Annotated in this window: 16 protein-coding genes; 8 read left to right on the top strand and 8 right to left on the bottom strand. The window is 39.9% G+C overall.

Translation table 11 applies throughout. From position 1 onward, the window contains the following. Window positions 1-392 precede the first annotated feature (392 nt). Window positions 393-929, bottom strand: coding sequence for an outer membrane beta-barrel protein (locus tag PMEL_RS03065; protein ID WP_120173921.1), 537 nt, complete (start codon window positions 927-929; stop codon window positions 393-395). A gap of 267 nt (window positions 930-1196) precedes the next feature. On the opposite strand from PMEL_RS03065, the gene kdsA reads away from it, so the two are divergent. From kdsA to PMEL_RS03050, 3 genes are all read left to right on the top strand, one after another. After that, on the top strand, window positions 1197-1955 hold the full coding sequence (gene kdsA, locus PMEL_RS03060; protein ID WP_120173920.1) for a 3-deoxy-8-phosphooctulonate synthase: 759 nt from the start codon (window positions 1197-1199) through the stop codon (window positions 1953-1955). Then, window positions 1952-2923, top strand: a complete 972-nt coding sequence (locus tag PMEL_RS03055) for an SIS domain-containing protein (RefSeq protein WP_120173919.1) — start codon at window positions 1952-1954, stop codon at window positions 2921-2923. Before kdsA ends, PMEL_RS03055 begins: the two co-directional genes overlap by 4 nt. An 87-nt stretch (window positions 2924-3010) precedes the next feature. After that, window positions 3011-4357 (top strand): phospholipase D-like domain-containing protein, encoded by a 1347-nt coding sequence (locus PMEL_RS03050; RefSeq protein ID WP_120173918.1) that lies wholly within the window; start codon window positions 3011-3013, stop codon window positions 4355-4357. 27 nt (window positions 4358-4384) lie between these two features. Here the strand turns inward: PMEL_RS03050 and PMEL_RS03045 are convergent, their stop codons facing one another. Both PMEL_RS03045 and PMEL_RS03040 read right to left on the bottom strand, forming a co-directional pair. Beyond that, on the bottom strand, window positions 4385-4999 hold the full coding sequence (locus PMEL_RS03045) for a response regulator transcription factor (protein WP_172586765.1): 615 nt from the start codon (window positions 4997-4999) through the stop codon (window positions 4385-4387). A 54-nt stretch (window positions 5000-5053) separates the two neighbouring features. Continuing rightward, window positions 5054-6010, bottom strand: a complete 957-nt coding sequence (locus PMEL_RS03040) for a helix-turn-helix transcriptional regulator (protein ID WP_120173917.1) — start codon at window positions 6008-6010, stop codon at window positions 5054-5056. Window positions 6011-6462: 452 nt separating this feature from the next. Here PMEL_RS03040 and PMEL_RS03035 point away from each other — a divergent pair, with 452 nt between their 5' ends. From PMEL_RS03035 to PMEL_RS03025, 3 genes are all read left to right on the top strand, one after another. Beyond that, window positions 6463-7611, top strand: a complete 1149-nt coding sequence (locus tag PMEL_RS03035; protein ID WP_120173916.1) for a replication initiation protein — start codon at window positions 6463-6465, stop codon at window positions 7609-7611. 115 nt (window positions 7612-7726) lie between these two features. Then, complete coding sequence (locus tag PMEL_RS03030; protein ID WP_120173915.1) at window positions 7727-8779, top strand: hypothetical protein; 1053 nt, start codon at window positions 7727-7729, stop codon at window positions 8777-8779. Window positions 8780-8794: 15 nt separating this feature from the next. Next, window positions 8795-9496, top strand: a complete 702-nt coding sequence (locus PMEL_RS03025) for a hypothetical protein (protein ID WP_172586738.1) — start codon at window positions 8795-8797, stop codon at window positions 9494-9496. Window positions 9497-9923: 427 nt separating this feature from the next. On the opposite strand, the gene PMEL_RS03020 is transcribed toward PMEL_RS03025, so the two are convergent. From PMEL_RS03020 to ppdK, 5 genes are all read right to left on the bottom strand, one after another. Continuing rightward, window positions 9924-10466 (bottom strand): 5-formyltetrahydrofolate cyclo-ligase, encoded by a 543-nt coding sequence (locus PMEL_RS03020; protein WP_120173913.1) that lies wholly within the window; start codon window positions 10464-10466, stop codon window positions 9924-9926. Beyond that, window positions 10463-12142, bottom strand: a complete 1680-nt coding sequence (locus tag PMEL_RS03015; protein WP_120173912.1) for a S41 family peptidase — start codon at window positions 12140-12142, stop codon at window positions 10463-10465. Before PMEL_RS03015 ends, PMEL_RS03020 begins: the two co-directional genes overlap by 4 nt. A gap of 159 nt (window positions 12143-12301) precedes the next feature. Beyond that, on the bottom strand, window positions 12302-12805 hold the full coding sequence (locus PMEL_RS03010) for a dCMP deaminase family protein (protein WP_120173911.1): 504 nt from the start codon (window positions 12803-12805) through the stop codon (window positions 12302-12304). A 92-nt stretch (window positions 12806-12897) separates the two neighbouring features. After that, complete coding sequence (locus PMEL_RS03005) at window positions 12898-14985, bottom strand: M3 family metallopeptidase (protein WP_120173910.1); 2088 nt, start codon at window positions 14983-14985, stop codon at window positions 12898-12900. 996 nt (window positions 14986-15981) lie between these two features. Beyond that, the gene (ppdK, locus tag PMEL_RS03000; RefSeq protein ID WP_120173909.1) at window positions 15982-18708 is read right to left on the bottom strand and encodes a pyruvate, phosphate dikinase; all 2727 of its coding nucleotides are present in this window, start codon (window positions 18706-18708) and stop codon (window positions 15982-15984) included. 204 nt (window positions 18709-18912) lie between these two features. Here ppdK and rlmD point away from each other — a divergent pair, with 204 nt between their 5' ends. Continuing rightward, window positions 18913-20337 carry a 23S rRNA (uracil(1939)-C(5))-methyltransferase RlmD gene (rlmD, locus tag PMEL_RS02995; RefSeq protein WP_120173908.1) on the top strand — a complete coding sequence of 475 codons (1425 nt, stop codon included), beginning with the start codon at window positions 18913-18915 and terminating at the stop codon, window positions 20335-20337. Between the two features lie 250 nt (window positions 20338-20587). After that, on the top strand, window positions 20588-21727 hold the full coding sequence (locus PMEL_RS02990) for a porin (RefSeq protein WP_120173907.1): 1140 nt from the start codon (window positions 20588-20590) through the stop codon (window positions 21725-21727). Window positions 21728-21866 lie beyond the last annotated feature (139 nt).

Below are 21866 nucleotides of genomic sequence, written 5' to 3'. Positions count from 1 at the left end.
ATGTAATAAGAAACTTATTACTTGTTTTTCTACATATATCAACAGCTATTATGCTAAAAAAGTTATTACAGAATAACAACATAAACTTAATTAAAACAACTCAAGAATACGCTTTTCAAAGATACTTATAACTATCATAAAATCAATTGATTACACATTACAGAAGTAAAAGATGCTTGCTTAGCATTTAAAAAGGCGTTAATAAGAGATCAAAAGGGCATCTTTTAAAAGCCAAGTAAGGCTTAATAGAGATATAGTAAAGCATTGATTAGACTTGATAAAGAGAAGAAATGTTGACAAATATAAGACCAATGGTTAGTATTATAATATAAAAAAAGAGGGATGCAATATGCATCCCTCTATATAACTTAAACTTTGTTCAAATCAATTTATTAGAAGTTGTAGTAAACACCGAATGTAATGTTGTTGCCATCGAGGCTTGCACCCCAAGTGTGAGCATCTACGCTTGAACCCTTCTGCTTAACAGACTTCCAACCAGCGAAACCTACGTGAGCTACGAAACTTACCTTTGGGCTAACGTTTACAGCAACACCTGGCTTCAAACCTACAGACCATGCGTTTGTACCACCTCTATAATGCTGGTAAGCAAAGCCACCATCAATGAATCCATTTACATACTTGCTACGTGCATAAGTGTAACGAACGTATGGCTCCAACTTGAAGTAGTTATTAACTGAATTCTCGCTCTCGATGTTAACAGGATTACCTTTACCCCAACCAACTACTGTACCGATTGCCCAGTTCTCGTCGAGATTAACACCAATCTCAGGGAGAACCTGATAAGTTGTTACGTTCTCTGAATTGCCAATCTTTGATGAAGCGATACCAATGCTACCACCAACATAACCCTGTGCGCTTGCTGCAAGTGAAACACATGCTACTGCAAATGACAATAAAATCTTTTTCATAATAGAAAACTTTTAAATTAATACTGAATTAAATCTATTTACCTTATGCTACATACCACCCATAAAGGGGTAATAAGCTCTGTTTTCTGGGTGCAAAGTAAAAGGTTTTCTATTAAACAACCAAATTTTATGCATAAGTTTTACTTTAAACATCTAAATGAACGTTAATCATTTGTCTGTTCACCTTATTATATATAACTTTGCAGTAGCTTCTGATAGAACATATCAATATTTCATGGTGACAGGAGCTTTATATACTATCAAGTTATGATGAATAAACCTACTTTCATTGCAGGCCCCTGCGTTATTGAAAGCCCAGAACTGCTCAGCACTGTTGCAGAAGAGTTGGTTAGGCTTAATAAGAAATACGATATTGATATCATTTTTAAGGCAAGCTTTGATAAAGCTAATCGTACAAGCATACACTCTTTCCGTGGTCCAGGACTCAACAAAGGTCTTTCGATGTTGCAAGCTATCAAGGATAAGTATGGATTACGATTACTGACAGATATCCATGAGAGTTATCAGGCTGAGGCTGTTGGAGAAGTTATTGATGTCATCCAGATTCCTGCTTTCCTTTGTCGTCAGACCGACTTATTAGTGGCTGCTGCAAAGACTGGCAAGATTGTAAACATCAAGAAAGCACAGTTCCTTAGTGGTAGAGATATGTGCTATCCTGTACAGAAGTGTCAGGAAAGTGGAGCTAAGGATGTGTGGTTGACTGAACGTGGTAATAGCTTTGGATATAACAACCTTGTTGTTGACTTCCGTAATATCCCTGACATGAAAGAAATCGTTCCTAATGTCATTATGGATTGTACACACAGTGTACAGCGTCCAAGTGCAGGAGACGGTAAGACGGTTGGCGATCGTAAGTTTGTTCCTTCAATGGCATTAGCAGCCAAAGCCTTTGGAGCAACAGGCTACTTCTTTGAAGTACACCCTACTCCAGACGCAGGACTATCAGATGCTGCAAATATGTTAGAACTTGATAAGTTAGATGAATTAATTGGGAAACTGGTATGAACGAAGCAGAACAAAGATTGACACAAGTCAGAGCGTATGCTACACAGTGTATCAGAGAAGAGGCTGAAGCAACACTTAACCTGATTAACCAGTTAGATGAGAACTTCGATAAGGCTGTTAGCTTGATGTTCCATTGTACAGGTAAGGTTATCGTTACGGGTGTTGGCAAAAGTGGAAACATTGGTGCTAAGATTGCTGCAACCCTTTCTTCTACAGGTACACCTGCATTCTTTGTTAATCCTTTGGACGTCTATCATGGCGATTTGGGCGTAATGACAAAGGACGATGTGGTATTGGCATTGTCAAATTCTGGACAGACAGACGAGTTGCTACGTTTCATTCCAATGGTACTTCACATGAATATTCCTATTATCGGAATGAGTGCCAATCCAAATTCGTTATTAGCTAAATATTCTTCAGCCCACTTAAAGGTTTGGGTTGAGAAAGAAGCGTGCCCTCTCAACCTTGCTCCAACCAGCTCAACAACGGCAGCACTCGTTATGGGTGATGCTTTAGCGATTGCACTTATGCGTGTTCGTAACTTTAAGCCACAAGACTTTGCACAGTTTCACCCAGGTGGAGAATTGGGTAAACGATTGTTGACAACAGCTCAAGATGTAATGCGTTCAGACGAACTTCCTATTATTCCAAAGGATATGCACTTAGGAGAAGCCATCATACATGTTAGTAAGGGTAAACTTGGTTTAGGTGTATCGCTTGACAATGGTAAGGTGATAGGATTGATAACGGATGGTGATATCCGTAGAGCTATGGAACGTTGGCAGGCTGAGTTCTTTGATCATACAGTCAGTGACATTATGACAAAGGAACCTAAGATAGTCTTACCAACAACTAAGATTACAGAGATTCAACAGATTATGCAGCAAAACAAGGTGCATACTGTGTTAGTGTGCGATGCGGAAAGACACCTATTAGGTGTTGTTGACCATTATAGTTGTATGCTGTAAAATAGTATTTTACTATCTTATCTACGATATTTATATTGAGCATAATAAGCTTTGTTTGATATAGGCTATTGCTTGCTATTGACGAAAATGAGAGAGAAAAAAGTGAACTTTAATACAAAAAAAGCCATCACATGGGTGATGGCATTATCTTACATATTGTTTCCAACATGTCTTTCAGCACAAACAGAGACACTAAACGCTGTACCTGAAGGACACAAGATACTTGCGGACAGAGCAGATTCAATGATTGTTAATCAGCTTCGCAAGAAGAATGTACACTTCTCTCATAACAACTCTGTAACGCTTCTTACAACTGGTAAAGATAAATTTAATGACCTTTTTAAAGCAATTGATCAAGCGCGTTCAAGCATTCACTTGGAATACTTCAACTTCCGCAATGATTCTATCAATGAGGAACTGATACGGCATTTAGCTGCAAAGGCAAAAGAAGGAGTTGAAGTTAGGGCTGTCTTCGATGGCTTTGGCAATGCAAGTAATAATCGTCCTATGAAGAAACGACACCTGAAGGCAATTCGTGAAAAAGGCATTGAGATTTATGAGTTTAAGCCAATGGAGTTCCCATGGCTACATGACATATTCAATCGTGACCATCGTAAGATTGTTGTTATCGATGGCAAGGTTGCCTATACGGGTGGAATGAATGTAGCAGACTATTATATTAATGGAACTGAAGTCGTTGGCTCATGGCATGATATGCATTGCAGAATAGAAGGAGACGAGGTTAATACATTGCAGAACATCTTTCTTAATATGTGGTTTTTAGCATCAGGACAAAGAGTACATGGTGCTAAATACTATCGTGGTATCTCCAATGCTGATTATATAACAGGATTGAAGCCTGATACTTGTGGGAGTGCAGGGAGTAAGATGGTGGGGGTTATTAACCGTGAACCGCACGTTTCAAAGGATATTATACGCTATTTTTATATTAATGCTATCAATGATGCAAAGGATAGTATTAAACTTATTAATCCATATTTTACCCTTAGCAGAGCCTTAAAGAAAGCTTTGAGGAATGCTGTAAAACGAGGGGTAAAGGTTGAAATTCTACTGAGTGTAAAGAGTGACATCCCTCTTACTCCTGACTGTGGGTTTTATAATGCACATCAACTAATGAAAAAAGGGTGTACGATATGGATGTATGAAAAAGGTTTCCACCATACCAAGATTATCACTGTAGATGGACAATTCTGCACAGTTGGATCAGCTAATCTTAATGCAAGAAGCCTACGTTGGGACCGTGAAGAAAATGCTGTTATAGTTGATGCATGTACGACCCATGAATTAGATGAGATCTTTGAGGCGCAAAAGAAAGATAGTTTTAAGCTTACCGAAGAAAAGTGGAAACAATGGCGTACACCATGGCAGCGTTTCCGTGGCTGGTTTGCTCATTTGCTATCTCCATTCCTATAACGGAAAGGAAATAGCAAATTAGCCGTATTAAATCTTATTGATATCAATATAACCATGCATCACCGCATAGATAGTTAAGGCAGACACACTCTTCATTCCAAGCTTGTCCATAATATTCTTGCGGTGAGTAATAACTGTTGTCAGACTGATATTTAGTTTCTCTGCAATCTCTTTGTTTATCAACCCTTGAACAATCAAAGATAAAACCTCAATCTCACGATTGCTTAGAATCTTATTCTTTAAGACCTGCGGAAGTTCTGGAAGATTCTTACCACCAGAATGACCGTACTGTGCAATCTTTAGAATTGCTTTTACAAGCTCATCTTCAGGCACATTGATACAGAAACTATGGAAACCTGAAAGCTGAGCATTTGGGTCCTTTGTAAGTGTTAAGACAATGGTTTTGTGAATACATTGTGAGAAGAATTGTCTATTTTCAAGAACAATTACTTGTGACACAAAGTAATGATAGTATGAGTCAACCTGTGCTTTCTCAAACTCTTGAAAACTTGAGAAAGACTCAACAGTCATGATTGGCATAACATTCTGTAACAGCTGTTTCAGTCCTAAAACCACAAGTGTATTAGAATCAACTATAGCTATCTTGGGACGCCCCATACTCATGTTAGCTGGATGTTCCATCATTTTATTTATAAAGTAATAGGGTGACTCACCCACCCTATTATCTGATTTCTATTAAAGTTTTACACTACTGATATCCACAAGATTATTAACAATCGCATAGATTGTCAATCCTGCAGGTGAATGTATCTGCAACTTACGGGCGATATTACGGCGATGCGTAATGACAGTATTTGTAGAGATACATAAATGGTCAGCTATCTCCTTGTTTGTCATTCCCTGCGCAACAGCTACAATCACATCCTTTTCACGATCACTAAGCACCTCATTTGAAACAGGGTTCTGCGTAATCATGTTTGAAATCTTCGCACTAACATCATTCTGCTTACTCTTCTGCTCTAAGCGCCTGATTACTGGAATAAAGATTTCTTCTTCAACCAAAGCATGCTGTTCAAGCCATGCTTCGCAATTATATATGTCATATAACGTAGCTGTAAGACGGTTGTTATGATGCGCATCAGAAGGAAGATACTTGATAATAATACTCTTCAACTCACGCAACTTCACGTCTGTCTGGCTATGATGCTTAGAATAAGTCTCTACATCGTATGCATCATTTGCCTCACCTTTCAACAATGAGTCAACGTATGGGAACACGTTCTTCTCCTCATACTGCATGTGGTTGTGAATAGAATGAGCATATTCATCATAAAGACGAATAATAAGACGAGCCAGATTATCTGTTTCATCCAAAGAAGCACATAACTCCTTACGTATGAAAGGTAACTTATATTCAAGATAATATGTATGACTCGCTCTCAAATATTGTATAAGGGTTGGGATGGACAATCTGTCAACATCATCAAATCCTTTAAATCCATTTATCGTAAAATTGACAACAGCTAAGAAGGTGTATGTATCTACATTCTGATCATCACAAACCTCTCTCACGCTCTTATCGCCAAAGCCCAAATTTATACCAAAGCTACCCAAGCTCTGTAATAGGTCATAATTATCTCTGATAAGATAAATCATCTTATCATCGGGCTCATACATTTTCTGATTCTTCATCTTGTCACTTTGTAATGATATCGTATGCAAAATAACAAAAAAAAAGTCAATAATGCAATAGTTGTTATTAAGTATTTATTTTTTATTATTAATTATTATTCTAAAGAAAAACAACTATAAGAGAGCTACTTAATATTCAACTATTTTCTTACATCCCTTTCCTTGCAATATATTATGCTGACATTAATAAAGCAATCTACCCTCTTTTATAGATGTGCTATTGCCCAGCACATGTCGTGTTGTTGGTTAGCACGGATGGTGCTGAGCACTAAACACCTTGCAATATATAGCTAAGAGCAAAGCAACTTATAGTTAGAATAGCCTCAGGTAAAAGATATCAAGCAACTATGATGAAACTATTTTTGTTTATTTAGTGGTTTGTTCCAAATAAAAGCGGTATCTTTGTAGCTTGTAAAGTGTTATAAAATACATGATAAGCAAAGAGAACAGATATGACAACAGATAAAACAGCCATTAAAAAGGTTACTCGCAAGCATGGAGCAAAGGCACAGAAAGCCCCATTAAAAAGCCGTACTATCTCGAATGACCTTATCCCAATAGAAGAAGAAACTTGGCTTCTGCAGCCTATTGCTGTGACCATGATGCGTCATGACTATTCGCTCATTCAGGTGAGAATTCTGGTATCTATCGTTGAGAGTCTGCAATCTATCTTACATGGAATTTTGAATAACAAACGAGGTTTTCAGCTTGACTTATTCCACACTGACGAGTTGGATGAGGATGGACGTATGCCTATTAAATTGCCATTTAAGGAATTAGGCGTTGACCCAAATCACTACCCTCAGTTGAGAAATTCGCTGAAGATGCTTGCTTCAATTCCTGTTGAAATTCCCTATAAATCGGCTGAGGGAAGAAAGTACACAAAGGCTACTAACCTTTGTGACGTATATATACCTGAGGACCGTTCTTATAACAAATATGCAATTCTGAAACTTGATCATAGTGTTGCAGAGCGTCTTGTATCATTAGACTTCGGTTATCACCGCTTAGGCAAACAGATTGTCTTTGCATGCAAAAACCGCTATACTCAGCGTATCTATATGTTTATAGAGTCATGGGTGGACAAAGGTCGTACCGTTATCAAGACTTTGGAGTTCCGCAAGATGCTTCGTTTGGAAAACAACTACAAGAAGTTCTCAGACTTCTGTCGTCGTGTTCTTGACCCAGCTATGCAGGAATTAAAGGAACTTGCAGAAAAAGGGTTTTGCGATTGTCACTTTGAGTATGAGAAGAAGTATGACCATGGCCAGCGTGGTGGTGAGCCAGATGAGCTTATCTTTATCATACATCGCACTAAGGATAAGATGAATGTACAGTTGCAAGAAATGACACAGAACCAGCGTCGACAGTTCCAGCAGTATCTTGTACAGTACTTCGATTTTACACCTGTAAATGCACAAGCAATGGCTGATCGCATTACAGCCGAAACATATCAGGAGGCAGTACAGAAGCTAATGAGCCTCCGTGATCGTTTTGCAAAGACATTTGTTAAAGACAAGGCTGCTTATACTTTCAAGAGCTTAGATGAGATGTTGAAGTCGAAGGAAGTTCCTAACACCATAGTAGAGGAAGTGGAATAAGATATAGGAACTTTCCCTTTCGGAATAGGAATTTACCTATTGGATATTTGAAACCAAAAGACTACTTTTGCAATAGAGATATAACATAAGTAGTCATTTTAAAAAGGTTACAGATATGAAAAAGAATATTTTATATACATTCGCTTTAGGTTGCTTAAGCCTTTCACTTACTTCATGTGGTACATACCTCTCTGCGGGTGGTGGATATGGTGGTCCTATTTCTGTATATGACGATGGATATAACGTTGGATATAGTAGCACATACAGCAGAATTGGTTATGAAGAGGCACGCCGTCAGGCACTCTTCTTGTCGGACAAAATGGCTTATGAACTTGGATTGAGTGACGCACAGTATCAGGCTGTGTACGAGATAAATCTTGATTACCTCCTTAATATGCAGGGCGAACGCTCACTTTATGGAGATTATTGGGCACGCCGTAACAGCGATTTGTTCTACGTACTGAATGCTCGCCAATATAACTATTACATAGGTGAAGACTACTTTTACCGTCCAGTTTATTGGTACAATAATGATTATGCTTATCGCGTTTACAATCGTTACCGCGACCGCAATTATTATTATCGTTCACTTCCAGCAGAATATAACACTTATCGTGGCGGACGAAACAGATATAATGAGAGTTATTACGCAGGCCGATTCGGTGCTCGCCGTAACCCACCAACTGTAACAAACCGTACAAGAACAACTCAAGAGGTTTATCAGAATGGTGGCTCATGGAACAGCCCTCAGCAGAATAATGGACAAAGCAGCTTTGGCAATGCAAGAAGAGAGAATATGAACACTGCACCAAGTAGGTCTTATGATCAGCGATTTGGAGGGGCAAGGCCACAGTCGGAAAGCCAGACTTACCAACCTCAACAGCAGCAGTATTCTACTCCTCAACAGCCTTCAGGCAGCAGGTCTTCATTTGGCAGTGCTTCTCGCTCATCAGCACCAAGTACTCCAATGAACTCTAATCAGTCTTCATTTGGCGGTGCTTCTCGCTCATCAGCACCAAGTACTCCAATGAATTCTAATCAGTCTTCATTTGGCGGTGCTTCTCGCTCATCAGTACCAAGTGCTCCAATGAATTCTAATCAGTCTTCATCTGGTTCAACTCGTTCTGATGCACCAACGAATAACAGTAGATTCGGCGGACATAGATAGTAGAAAAATTAATATATGAGAATAACGGACATAAACCGCTCAAGAGTAGCCTCTGTAATGGTCAGGGGCTACTTTCATGCTTTTTTCTCAGGACTGGCTGATGCCTTACATCCGGGGAAGAAAGGCTTAGAGCCAAAAGAATACAAGCAATTATTGGTTAACAATTTTGATAACCTTTCAGGTCATTTCGTATCAGTACTCTTTCCTGTACTTATCCGTCTGAACTATTCAGACCTTGAAACAGTGGCAGAGGATATGAAGCGTCATCATTTTTCAGAAACTACTTCAACAAAGATCTTGTTGCGTTACGCATGTGGAAGTAAGGAACTATATGACCTTGTAACAGCTGAATATCAAAAGCAGATGTATGCTCTACTGGATGGTCGTTTACAGTCTGCTGAAGACTATTTTGCTGATTGTCCAGCCTTATCTCATGAGAACAGCGTACCCGTTTCACTGGCTATCCGCTCTATTGTCCGTGTTCAGATGCAAGCTTATGCTGCGGGAGTAACACAAGCAAAGACAGAGGTTAACGGTTTGCACCAAGCTACTGTCTACCGCTTGATGATTGCAGGAATGATGACACTCCTTCATGAAGCACCTGTAAAATTTGAAGAGGAAAATCTGGAAATGATGTTTAGAAAGGTATCATTAAATTCTGATAACTTTGAAAATCTGATGAATGAAATGAACCAAGCCTACGAAGACTTGGTTTAATACAAATATTTTCAAAACAAAGACCTTAGAAAGGTAGCACTGAAACACCATATTATCCGTCACCATAAAGCAGCTATACAACATCGCTTTTACGGCTTTTAAGGTTAGAATTTATTTTACATTTCATTCTACAAAAACTATTAGGAGACAATAAAAAACGTCTTTCTTTAACGCACATATAATCAATTGTAATTCAATGCTTTACAATATAGCGTAAGAAAAGATGCTTAGTTGGCTTTCAAAAGGGCGTTAATTAGACCTCAAAAGGGCACCTTTTACAATACAATTAGTGCTTAATTGAAATCCAATTAAGCACTAACTATTTTTATAATAAGATTTTTTTTGACATTATCTATAAAATCTAAAGATACAACACACTATCTTTCTGTCTTATAGAAGAGTAATTTTTTCACAGATTCTCATAATTTTAGTAGATACATTCATCTACCTTTATATCTGTTTCTTCAGTTGGTATGTTTGGAAGAAACTGAAAAGGAAAGCAAATACCAACTTTATAGGCATTTGTTAGCAGCGGAAGAAAACGATCATAATAACCCTTTCCACGCCCAAGACGATTGCGTTCTCCATCGAATGCCATACCAGGAATAAGCGCAAACTCTATTGAAGAAAAATCCGTAAAAGCCTCGCCTATAGGTTCAAGTATTCCATAACTACTCGTTTCAAAGGAGGTAGAACTGCTATAACGTCGAAGTTCCATCTCTGTATCACTGATGACAACGGGTAGAAGAATTGTCTTCCCCGCATCATGAAGCTGCTTGATGAGGTCGTGTGTGTAGACCTCATCAGGCAATGAGTTATACAGAAGAATTGTCTTAGCGTACTGTAAGCATGGATGACTTAATACACGCTGGATTAGTGGACGTGATTCTTCTATCAGTTCTTCCGTAGAAAACTGCCTTTTACGTGACCTCACTTCTTTACGTAAGGACTTTTTATCAAGCTGTATCATCGACGTTGAGAGGTTGTTTTATGTAAAGAATCAGACTGCTTCTGCGACTTCTGTTTCGGCTTAAGCAATAGAAGTGAAGGTGTATGGAATACTTTGACAGCCTCCTTAACTGTTGCATCGTCACGGTTCACATACTCTATCCAAGCCTGTTCATCAAGTATATTATAAATGATACGGCTGTTAAGATAATCCTGCAGAAGTGAGTGTGAACGCATAATCATCAGATTGCGTCGACGCAATCCGTTCTTTTCTGCAAAGTTAACGAAGTCACCTACAAGGTTCTGATGCTCCAAGTAGTTTGCCAATGGTTTCATTTCCCCAAAGCTACTGAGTTTTTTTCTGTTGATATCAGTATAATTGAAAGCATACTGAAGGATAAGTCCACTCATCACAGCTTCCTTATAATAAGAAGTTACCTTTGATGTATCCTCTGGTACAAAGATGTCTGGCGTAATACCACCGCCACCATATACGGTACGACCATTTACTGTATGATAAGCTGGTCCCTCATGTTTAATACTATCTTGAGAGAAGAACTCACCATGCTGATAACGTGTGAGAATATCATTCTCATAGTCAGCATTATCACCAGGCTTGAATGGTTTTTGAATACAACGACCTGAAGGAGTATAATAACGTGCTATCGTCAATCGAATCAAGCTACCATCATTAAACTGAATCTGCTGCTGTACCAATCCCTTACCAAAGGAACGTCGACCAACAATTGTTGCACGATCGTTATCTTGCATAGCACCAGCAAAAATCTCCGCTGCAGAAGCCGAACCCTCATTGATAAGTACAACCATTGGAATATGCTGATAGCTTCCCTTACCATCACTACGATAATTAACACGTGGACTCTTCCTACCTTGTGTATAAACTATCAGACGATTCTTTGGAAGGAACTCATTTGACATCTGTACAGCAGACTCCAAGATCCCTCCCCCATTATCACGAAGGTCAATAACTAAGTGGTCAGCACCTCGAATATTAAGAGTTTGTAAAGCTGCTAACATCTCTGCATAAGTTCTTTCACCAAAGTTCTTAATACGAATATAGCCTGTTGTATCGTTAAGCATATACGCAGCTGAAACACTCTTCACTGCAATGTCACCACGTGTTACGGTGAACATCTTTACGCCTTTTTCACCATATCGCTTAACACCTATCTTTACCTTCGAATCCTTCGGACCCTTAAGGCGGTGCATAGCTTCCTCATTTGTAACATCTTTACCAACAAACGATTTACCATTGATACTAACAACCTTGTCACCTGCTAACAAACCAGCCTTATCTGCGGGTCCATCCTTGATAACATTCTGTATACGCAATGTATCTTGACGAATATTAAATTCAATACCTACCCCTGAGAAAGAACCCTTCAAATCATCTGTTGCTAATTGTACATCCTTTGCACTGATATAGACTGAATGTGGATCAAGCTCTGACAAAATCTCAGGGATAGCCTTATCAACAAGTTCGTCAATATTAACAGAATCAACATACTGGTCATCAATTATATGCAGCAGATTACTTAATCGGCTACTACCACTATTGATGATATTCAGTCGATTACCTGAGAAATGATTGGCATAAAAAGTACCAATAAGAATACCAATGACAACACACAGTGCCATCAGCAGCGGCATGAAACGGTTGTTTTTATTCTGATTCATAAAAGCCTAACCCTCATCTTTCTTAATTAGAAGAGAATTTTAAGAGGGACACGATAATTACTTGTTATACTTTATTTTATTAACAATAGGGCTTAACAAAAATAGATATAAAATCCATTTAATTAAACTCCAACAGTTTACTCAATTTCCTTTTCTCGTTTATAGAACCTCTGAAGAAGAACTACAGCCCTCTTCAAGACTTCTATACTCCACTTCTACTCCTGCTCTCGTCAGTAGGTCTATACCATCTGTAAGACGATACTTCTCTGCATAAACAACACGGCGAATACCCGCTTGAATAATAAGTTTTGCACATTCAATACAAGGAGAAGCTGTTACGTAAAGCGTTGACCCCTCACTATTATTACCACTTCGAGCAAGTTTCGTAATAGCATTTGCTTCAGCATGAAGAACGTATGGCTTTGTTACACCCGACTCATCCTCACATATATTCTCAAAACCACTCGGTGTACCATTGTATCCATCGCTAATAATCATCTTATCCTTCACAACCAAGGCACCAACCTGACGTCGTTTGCAATAAGAGTTCTCAGCCCAAATACGTGCCATACGAAGGTAACGATAGTCCACTGCAGCTTTACCTCTTCCCTCCACAGAGGAAGAAGAAACAGATAATTGTTCTGTTATATGTTCGTTATTCATTGTCTTGATAGAATTATATAAATAAACAGGAAAAGCAATGAGAACATTAGTTTATGGCTGTACCCTTTAAGTGTTGTCCAGCTAAAAAACTATTATTGTTCTTTTGATAGTCCATCTCGCTCTTTCAACGCATCAATTGTTGGTTCCTGACCACGGAAACGTTTATAGAGTGTCATAGGGTGTTCTGTACCACCACGTGAGAGAATATTATCTCGGAAACGCTGTGCAGTTGTCTGATTAAAGATTCCTTCTTTCTTGAAAACACTGAAGGCATCGGCATCAAGCACCTCAGCCCATTTATAGCTATAATAGCCAGCAGCATATCCTCCTGCCATAATATGAGAGAACTGAACAGTCATACATGTATCCATACGTTGCTCATCAATGATAGCTGGCGCCCATGCTTTCTTCTCGAATGGAATGATATCCTCTGTGAACTCATCCCTATGAGTGTAGTATGCCATGTCCAAGAGACCGAAGCTCACCTGTCGCAGACATGCAGTTGCAGCTCCGTAATTACGGCTGGCAATCACTTTTTCAATTAACTCATCTGGCATTGGCTCACCCGTTTGATAATGGAAAGCAAAAGTACGGAGAAACTCTTTCTCAACTGCAAAGTTCTCCATAAACTGAGAAGGAAGTTCTACGAAGTCCCACCATACATTAGTACCTGACAAACTCTCAAAACGAGTGTTAGCAAATATACCGTGAAGAGAATGACCAAACTCATGTAAGAAGGTTTCAACTTCACCTAATCTTAACAATGCAGGCTTATCCTCTGTAGGTTTTGAGAAATTCATTACAAGGGAAACATGTGGACGTACATTCGTACCATCGCGCTCTATCCACTGACCTTGGAACTCTGTCATCCAAGCACCATCACGCTTTCCTTTACGTGGATGGAAGTCAACGTAGAGTACAGCCAAATAGCTACCATCCTTGTCGTAAACCTCATACGGCATAACATCTGAATGATAAACTGGTATATCCTTGTTCTCTTTGAATGTAATACCATAAAGGCGTGTAGCCAAACCAAAGACACCCTTAATAACATTGCCTAACTCTAAGTAAGGACGAAGCATCTCGGGATCAAGGTCGTATTTCTTCTTCTTTAGCAACTGACTATAATAAGCTAAGTCCCAAGGCTCCATCTTAAAGGCTACACCCTCTTCCTCTTTAGCTAAAGTTTCAACTTCTTCACGTTCCTGAATAGCCTTTGGTTTATAAGCCTCAATAAGGTCATTAAGAAGTTTATACACATTCTCAACCTTCGTAGCCATGCGATGTTTCATCACATAGTCAGCAAAGGTATCATAACCAAGAAGTTGTGCCATCTCTCTACGAAGATTTATCAGACGCTTGCAAAGTTCAAGGTTGTTTGTATCGTTATCTTTTATACAGAGCGTATTGCGTGCCATATAGAGGTCTTTACGCAATTCACGCTGTGTACTATACATCATAAATGGGCCATAACTCGGAGCATCCAAAGTAAACACCCAACCCTCTAACTCATGCTCTTTAGCAGCTTCTTGTGCTGCATCACGTGCTGTATCAGGTAGACCGTCAAGTTGTTGCTCATCTGTAATGTGCAGAGTATATGCTTTATTTTCTTTCAATACATTCTGTGAAAACTGCAGTGAAAGCATAGATGCCTCCTCGGTAAGCTTACGCAAACGGTCTTTCCCAGCTTCATCCAATAACGCACCACTACGTACAAAGCCCTCATAACTTTTCTCCAACAGACAGTTTTCCTCTAGAGTTAACTCACGATGATGCTCGTAAACATACTTAACACGCTCGAATATCTTTGGATTTAAGCTAATATCATTACTATGCTTAGTGAGAATAGGACTCATCTTCTGTGCCAAAGCATCCATGTCGTCATTGGTTTCGGCACTGAGCATATTAAAGAACACACTCTCCACACGACTCAGAAGATCATAGTAGTGCTTACGCCCCTTGACCTCATCCTCTGGTATGATTGTATTCTCAAAGGTAGGTTCATCAGGGTTATTAATAATCTTCTCAATCTGCTCGTCCTCACGACGAATACCTTCCATCATTGCCTCTTCATAATCAGCAAGAGTAATACGGTCGAAAGGTACCGTGTTATGCGGTGTATCGTAAGGTAGGAAGAAAGGATTTACACGCTCTTTCTTCCCTGAAATATTATCTGTCATTTCTTTTTTTGCTTTCTCTTAATTTAATTTACAAAGATAACTCAAAAAAAGGAAAAAGACTATATAAAGAGCTGGAATTTAACGCAATTTTGGTTCTATATCACACGTAAAGGAATAAGTTTCTATGGCTTGAAAGTAGTATCGCTCAAAAATATTAATATCAAATCAAACATTGGTAAGCTAACATCTTAATTCCGCAGCACTTTTTTGTTATTCCGCTAAATGGATAGATTATATCCCATTAGGTTTATATAAAAGGGATAAACTACAAGATATAATGTAGAAAAGACAAATTAAAATATGTCTATCCATTAGCACGTCTTGTTGTCTTCTACAAACAGTTTATTTTCTTATCAATCAATATCTGTAAACTATTTTCATGCGACTCAAAACCAACACATGCTCTTTTGCCTGCGAAAAGACACCTAATTGACTTGCAAAAGATGCTCTTCTGGAGTGTTACTAACGCCCTTTTGAAGACCAATTAAGCACCTTTTCTTTCACATCTATATAACCAACTGATTTTCTGCTAGTTGCAAACTTGCTTTTTACACGTGTTTTTATCTTTATTTATAGATATTTCATTCTGAATTATGTAATGATTTTTCAGAGCCTTATCTACATTTTTGAAGTATTAAAATGAAAAAAGATGGCGGTGTTGGAAGGTGATAATAGAATAGACAATTGACAGTCTTAACTATATTTTTGTTTAATGAATAACCTCGGTTTTTCCGTTAAAGCTATACGAAAAGCATCCACGCATTTAACGAAAGAACCACAAAAAAACTGAAATCCGAGAGAGGATCTCAGCCCTTAACTTTTATATCTGAAAAAGGTTTACCGGACATCAATAGTTGGTAAGTTTATATTTCACTTTTTAAACTATTTGTGTCAACTTACACAAAAGACTTTTTAATAAAGATTTACGTAAACAAATAGGCGGTATACCTACGTAAACACGTGATACACCGCCTAATATACTATATTTCTAAGAAATTACTTCATTTCTTCAACCACTGCTTGTGCCGCCGCAAGTCTTGCGATAGGCACGCGGAATGGAGAGCAGCTCACGTAGTTAAGACCTACACGATGGCAGAACTTAACAGAACTTGGCTCACCGCCATGCTCACCACAGATACCACACTTTAGGTTCTTGCGAGTCTTGCGGCCCTTCTCAACACCCATTTGAATTAACTGACCAACACCCTTCTGGTCGAGAACCTGAAATGGGTCAACATCGAGAATCTTCTTCTCCAAGTAGCTTGGCAAGAAGCTTGCGATATCGTCACGGCTATAACCGAAGGTCATCTGAGTCAAGTCATTTGTACCGAAGCTAAAGTATTCTGCCTTCTGTGCAATAACATCAGCTGTCAAAGCAGCACGAGGAATCTCAATCATTGTACCCACCTTGAACTCAACCTCGACACCTTCCTTCTTGAAGAGTTTATTTGCAGTCTTGCGAATGATGCTCTCCTGAATGTCAAGCTCATTAACAATACCTACCAATGGTACCATAATCTCTGGCTTAGGATTAAAGCCTTCCTTCTTCAACTGAACAGCAGCACCGAGGATAGCCTTAGTCTGCATAGCAGTAATCTCTGGGAATGTGTTACCCAAACGGCAACCACGAAGACCCAACATTGGGTTGCTCTCAGAAAGTGCGCTTACACGGCTCTGGATAAAGTGAACGCTTACGCCCATTTCCTCAGCCATTACCTCCTGACCCTTAAGATCGTGTGGAACAAACTCATGCAAAGGAGGATCGAGCAGACGGATGTTAACTGGCATACCGTCCATACACTTCAAGATACCATAGAAATCCTGCTTCTGATAAGGCAAGAGCTTATCAAGAGCCTTCTCACGCTCCTCTGTGCTGTTTGCGAGAATCATCTCACGCATAGCCTTAATCTTCTCGTTCTCGAAGAACATGTGCTCTGTACGACAAAGACCAATACCAACAGCACCAAAGTTACTTGCTACCTCTGCATCGTGTGGAGTATCTGCGTTGGTACGAACAACCAACTTACTATACTTCTTACAAAGATCCATCAGCTCAGCGAAGTCACCTGTCACCTCAGCAGGGCGAGTCTTCACCTCACCAAGATAAACCTCACCTGTAGAACCGTTCAATGAGATATAGTCACCCTCACGGATAATTGTTCCGTCAATCTCCAAAGTACGTGCCTTGTAGTCGATCATGATAGCACCAGCACCACTGACACAACACTTACCCATACCACGTGCCACAACGGCTGCGTGTGAAGTCATACCGCCACGAGCTGTCAAGATACCCTCAGCAGCAGACATACCTGCGAGGTCCTCTGGAGATGTTTCGATACGAACCATGATAACCTGACGGCCATCCTCATGCCACTTTGTAGCGTCATCAGCAAAGAATACTACCTGACCGCTTGCAGCACCAGGAGAAGCTGGCAAACCACGTGTCAAGACATGAGCCTGTGCCAATGCTTCCTTATCAAATACTGGGTGGAGAAGTTCATCGAGCTTGTTTGGCTCACAACGCATAAGCGCTGTCTTCTCATCAATCTCACACTCATGGAGCAGATCCATAGCAATCTTAACCATTGCAGTACCTGTACGCTTACCATTACGAGTCTGGAGGAACCAAAGCTTACCTTCCTGTACAGTGAACTCCATATCCTGCATATCATGGTAGTGCTTCTCTAACTTATCCTGTACTGCATAAAGCTGCTTGTACAACTCTGGCATAGCCTCTTCCATTGAAGGATACTTAGTAGCACGAGTCTCCTCATCAATATTCTGCTGTGCAGCCCAACGAAGTGAACCCTCCTTTGTAATCTGCTGTGGTGTACGGATACCTGCAACAACGTCCTCACCCTGCGCATTGATAAGGTACTCACCATTGAAGAGGTTCTCACCAGTACCAGCATCACGAGAGAAGCAAACACCAGTCGCAGATGACTCACCCATGTTACCAAATACCATTGCCTGAACGGTTACTGCTGTACCCCACTCCTGTGGAATACCTTCCATCTTACGATAGAGGATAGCACGCTCGTTCATCCATGAATCGAACACAGCACAAATAGCACCCCACAACTGTTCCATTGGATCATCTGGGAAGTCCTTACCTGTCTGCTCCTTGATAGCCTTCTTGAAAAGAGCTACAAGCTGCTTCAAATCTTCAACAGTCATCTCGCTGTCGAGCTTAATGCCACGCTCAGCCTTAACCTGCTGAATAATTGCCTCAAATGGATCAATGTCTTCCTTGTTTACAGGCTTCATACCCAAAACAACATCACCGTACATCTGTACAAAACGACGGTAGCTATCGTAAGCAAAACGCTCGTTACCCGTCTTTTCAATTAATCCTGCAACCACAGCATCATTAAGACCAAGATTGAGAATTGTATCCATCATACCTGGCATTGAAGCACGTGCACCAGAACGTACACTCATCAGGAGAGGATTAGCTGGATCACCAAAGGTTGAATTCATCAAGCTTTCTACGTGCTTAACACTATTCTCTACTTCTGCCTTCAGCAAGCCTACTACAGTCTCTTTACCTTTCTCATAATACTCAGTACATACATCAGTGGTAATTGTAAAGCCTGGAGGAACAGGAACACCGATAAGATTCATCTCAGCCAGATTGGCACCCTTGCCACCAAGGAGATTTCTCATGTCGGCCTTACCTTCAGCCGTACCATTACCAAAGGTATAAACTCTCTTTTCGCTCATAAGTTAAAAATGATAATGAATTTTAGTTATTTTCTATAGTGCAAATATACCAATAAATAGGCAAAGTAGCAAACTTTTCTATAAAAATTGCTATCCTCACCTTACATTTTCACTTTGTTGGCGAACACAGACCTGATAAAAACTATCAAGCAGACTGCAAACGGGAAAAAATTAGTAACTTTGCACCGAAATACAAAACAGATTATGAGTAGAAAAAGAAAGCCATTACCCATTCTGGAGAATGTCACAATAGAAGCTGTGGCTGCCGAAGGTAAATGTGTTGCACACGTTGACGATAAAGTTATCTTTGTTCATTTTGTTGTACCAGGGGATGTAGTTGATCTTCAGGTACGCAAGAAGAAGCGTAGTTATTGCGAGGCTACAGTTATCCGTTTCATCAGCAAAAGCACTGTACGCCAGGAGCCTATGTGCGAACACTTTGGCATCTGCGGTGGATGTAAGTGGCAAAACCTTCCTTACGATGAGCAACTGAAAGCAAAGCAGCAGCAGGTATATGACCAACTCAGCCGTATTGGAAAGGTGGAACTTCCTGAGTTTCGCCCAATTATGGGTTCGGTACACACCAGAGAATACCGAAATAAACTCGAATTCGGCTGTGCTAATAAGCGTTGGTATACAGAAGAGGAGTTAAAGGCTCTTCCAGAAGGTGTTGGTTTGGCAGAAGGAGCAATTGGCTTCCATATTACAGGAGCCTTCGACAAGGTATATCCTATTGAGAAATGCTGGTTGATGGATGACCTTTGCAACGAGATTCGCAAAGATATTCGTGACTATGCACTCAGCACTGGCATGAAGTTCTACGATATCCGTGCACAGCATGGCTTATTACGTCATATTATGGTGCGCAACTCTAACACTGGCGAATGGATGGTACTTGTACAGTTCCATTATGACGAGGAGGGAGACGACGAGCGTGCAAAGGCTTTGATGCAGCATATTGCAGACCGATTCCCACAAATCACTTCGCTCTTCTACGTTGACAATCAGAAAGGTAACGATACTTTTAACGACCTTGAGCTTACACTTTTCAAAGGTAATGATCATATCTTTGAGACGATGGAAGACTTGAGGTTCAAGGTAGGTCCAAAGAGTTTTTATCAGACCAATACTGAACAGGCATATCATCTCTATTCTGTTGCACGAGAATTTGCAAACCTTACAGGCAACGAACTCGTATATGACCTCTACACTGGTACAGGAACTATTGCTAACTTCGTAGCTAAGAAGGCACAGAAAGTCATTGGTATTGAATACGTTCCAGAGGCGATAGAAGATGCAAAAGTAAACTCTGAGGTTAACAAGATTGATAATACGCTCTTCTATGCAGGCGACATGAAAGACATTCTGACAGAAGACTTTATCAGCGAGCATGGCCGTCCAGATGTTATCATCACCGATCCTCCACGTGCAGGTATGCACCCAGACGTTGTAAACGTTATCCTTGGCGCAAGTCCAAAGCGAATCGTTTATGTCAGTTGTAATCCTGCAACACAGGCACGCGACCTTGCTTTACTTGACGTTGATTATAAGGTTTCTGCTGTTCAACCAGTAGACATGTTCCCACATACTCCGCACGTTGAAAACGTTGTCTTATTGGAGAAACGATAAAAACTAATTAACTATATTTTTTAAGATTGCCTGCTATACCAGCCCAAAGGATTATCCTTCCCTACGACTGATATAGTAGGCAATTCCACCTTATATATATAGACAGTCCATATCACCAGCTATTACCAAGAAAAAGGCATGACAAAAACAGCATAATATTTTGTTAGTATTTGATAAAATACTATCTTTGCATCGTTAACAGCCGAGTTATCAACCTAAAAATATTATCATTACCTAAATTCATAAAGTTATGAGAAAAACAATTATCCTATCAGCAATGATGCTATGCTCACTCCTCGGCAAAGCACAAGAAGCACAGGAAGTACCCAAGTGGATTAATAACGTAAAACTGTCTGGCTTCGGTATTGCTCAGTACCAATACAATGGTATGAACAACAATAAGTCAAACACGTTCAACCTCCGCTTAGGTCGTGTTTCACTTGATGGCCGTATTCTTAATGACTGGGCTTGGAAAGCACAGCTACAATTCAATGGTAACACATCGACACTGGGCGCATCGCCACGTTTACTTGACCTCTTCATTGAATGGCAGAAGTATGATTTTTTCCGTATTAAGGCAGGTCAGTTCAAGAACCCATTTACCTTTGACAATCCTATCCACCCTATCGACCAAGGCTTTATGAGTGTAGCTCAAAGTGTTCTGAAGTTGGCAAGCTTCTCTGATCGAGCAGGTGCACACCCTTCTAATGGCCGTGATATCGGTGTACAGATACAAGGTGATTTCCTAAAAACCAATGCAGGTAGAAATCTTGTTCACTATCAAGTAGGTGTATTTAATGGTCAGGGTATCAACGTAAGAGATGCTGACCAACAGAAGAATATCATTGGTGGTATTTGGATTATGCCTGTAGAAGGTATGCGCTTAGGTTGGTTTGGATGGACTGGTTCTTATGCACGTAAGGGTTCATGGCTTGATGACGCAGGTGCAACTATAAATGGTGTTCGCAGCTTACAACAGCGTCGCTATGCCATATCAGCAGAGTACAAAGTAAAAGACTGGACAATTCGTTCTGAGTATGTTCATTCAACAGGTTACGCCTTTGCAAAGTCACTTAGCAATACAGACGCAGCTGCTGCAACTGACTGTAATCTCAGCGCAGATGGCGACAAGGCTCAAGGTGTTTATGCACTCGTGATTGCGCCTATTATTCCTAATAAGCTACACGCAAAGGCACGTTACGATATGTATCAGCCATCTGATGGTGCAGCAAAACAGCGTACACAGTACGACATAGGCCTTGATTATGAATTCACCAAAACCCTTGCATTAAGTGGTATTTATTCTCATGTTCACGATCGCTCAATGAATGGTCCTAACGGAAAACCAAACTACTCAATGTTTGACTTAGAATTAAGTTTCCGATTCTAAAATAAATTAAAATTAAAAAATCACGGATACATTAGGTTGTATCCGTGATTTTTTGTATCTTTGCCACAACTAATGTAAATATATATTAACAAACGAAGGTTTTACACCATTCACGGAAAGACCTCCTCGTACAAACTCT

This window comes from Prevotella melaninogenica, from assembly GCF_003609775.1.
Taxonomy (GTDB): Bacteria; Bacteroidota; Bacteroidia; order Bacteroidales; family Bacteroidaceae; genus Prevotella; species Prevotella melaninogenica_A.
This window is presented reverse-complemented; position numbering and strand designations above follow the sequence as displayed.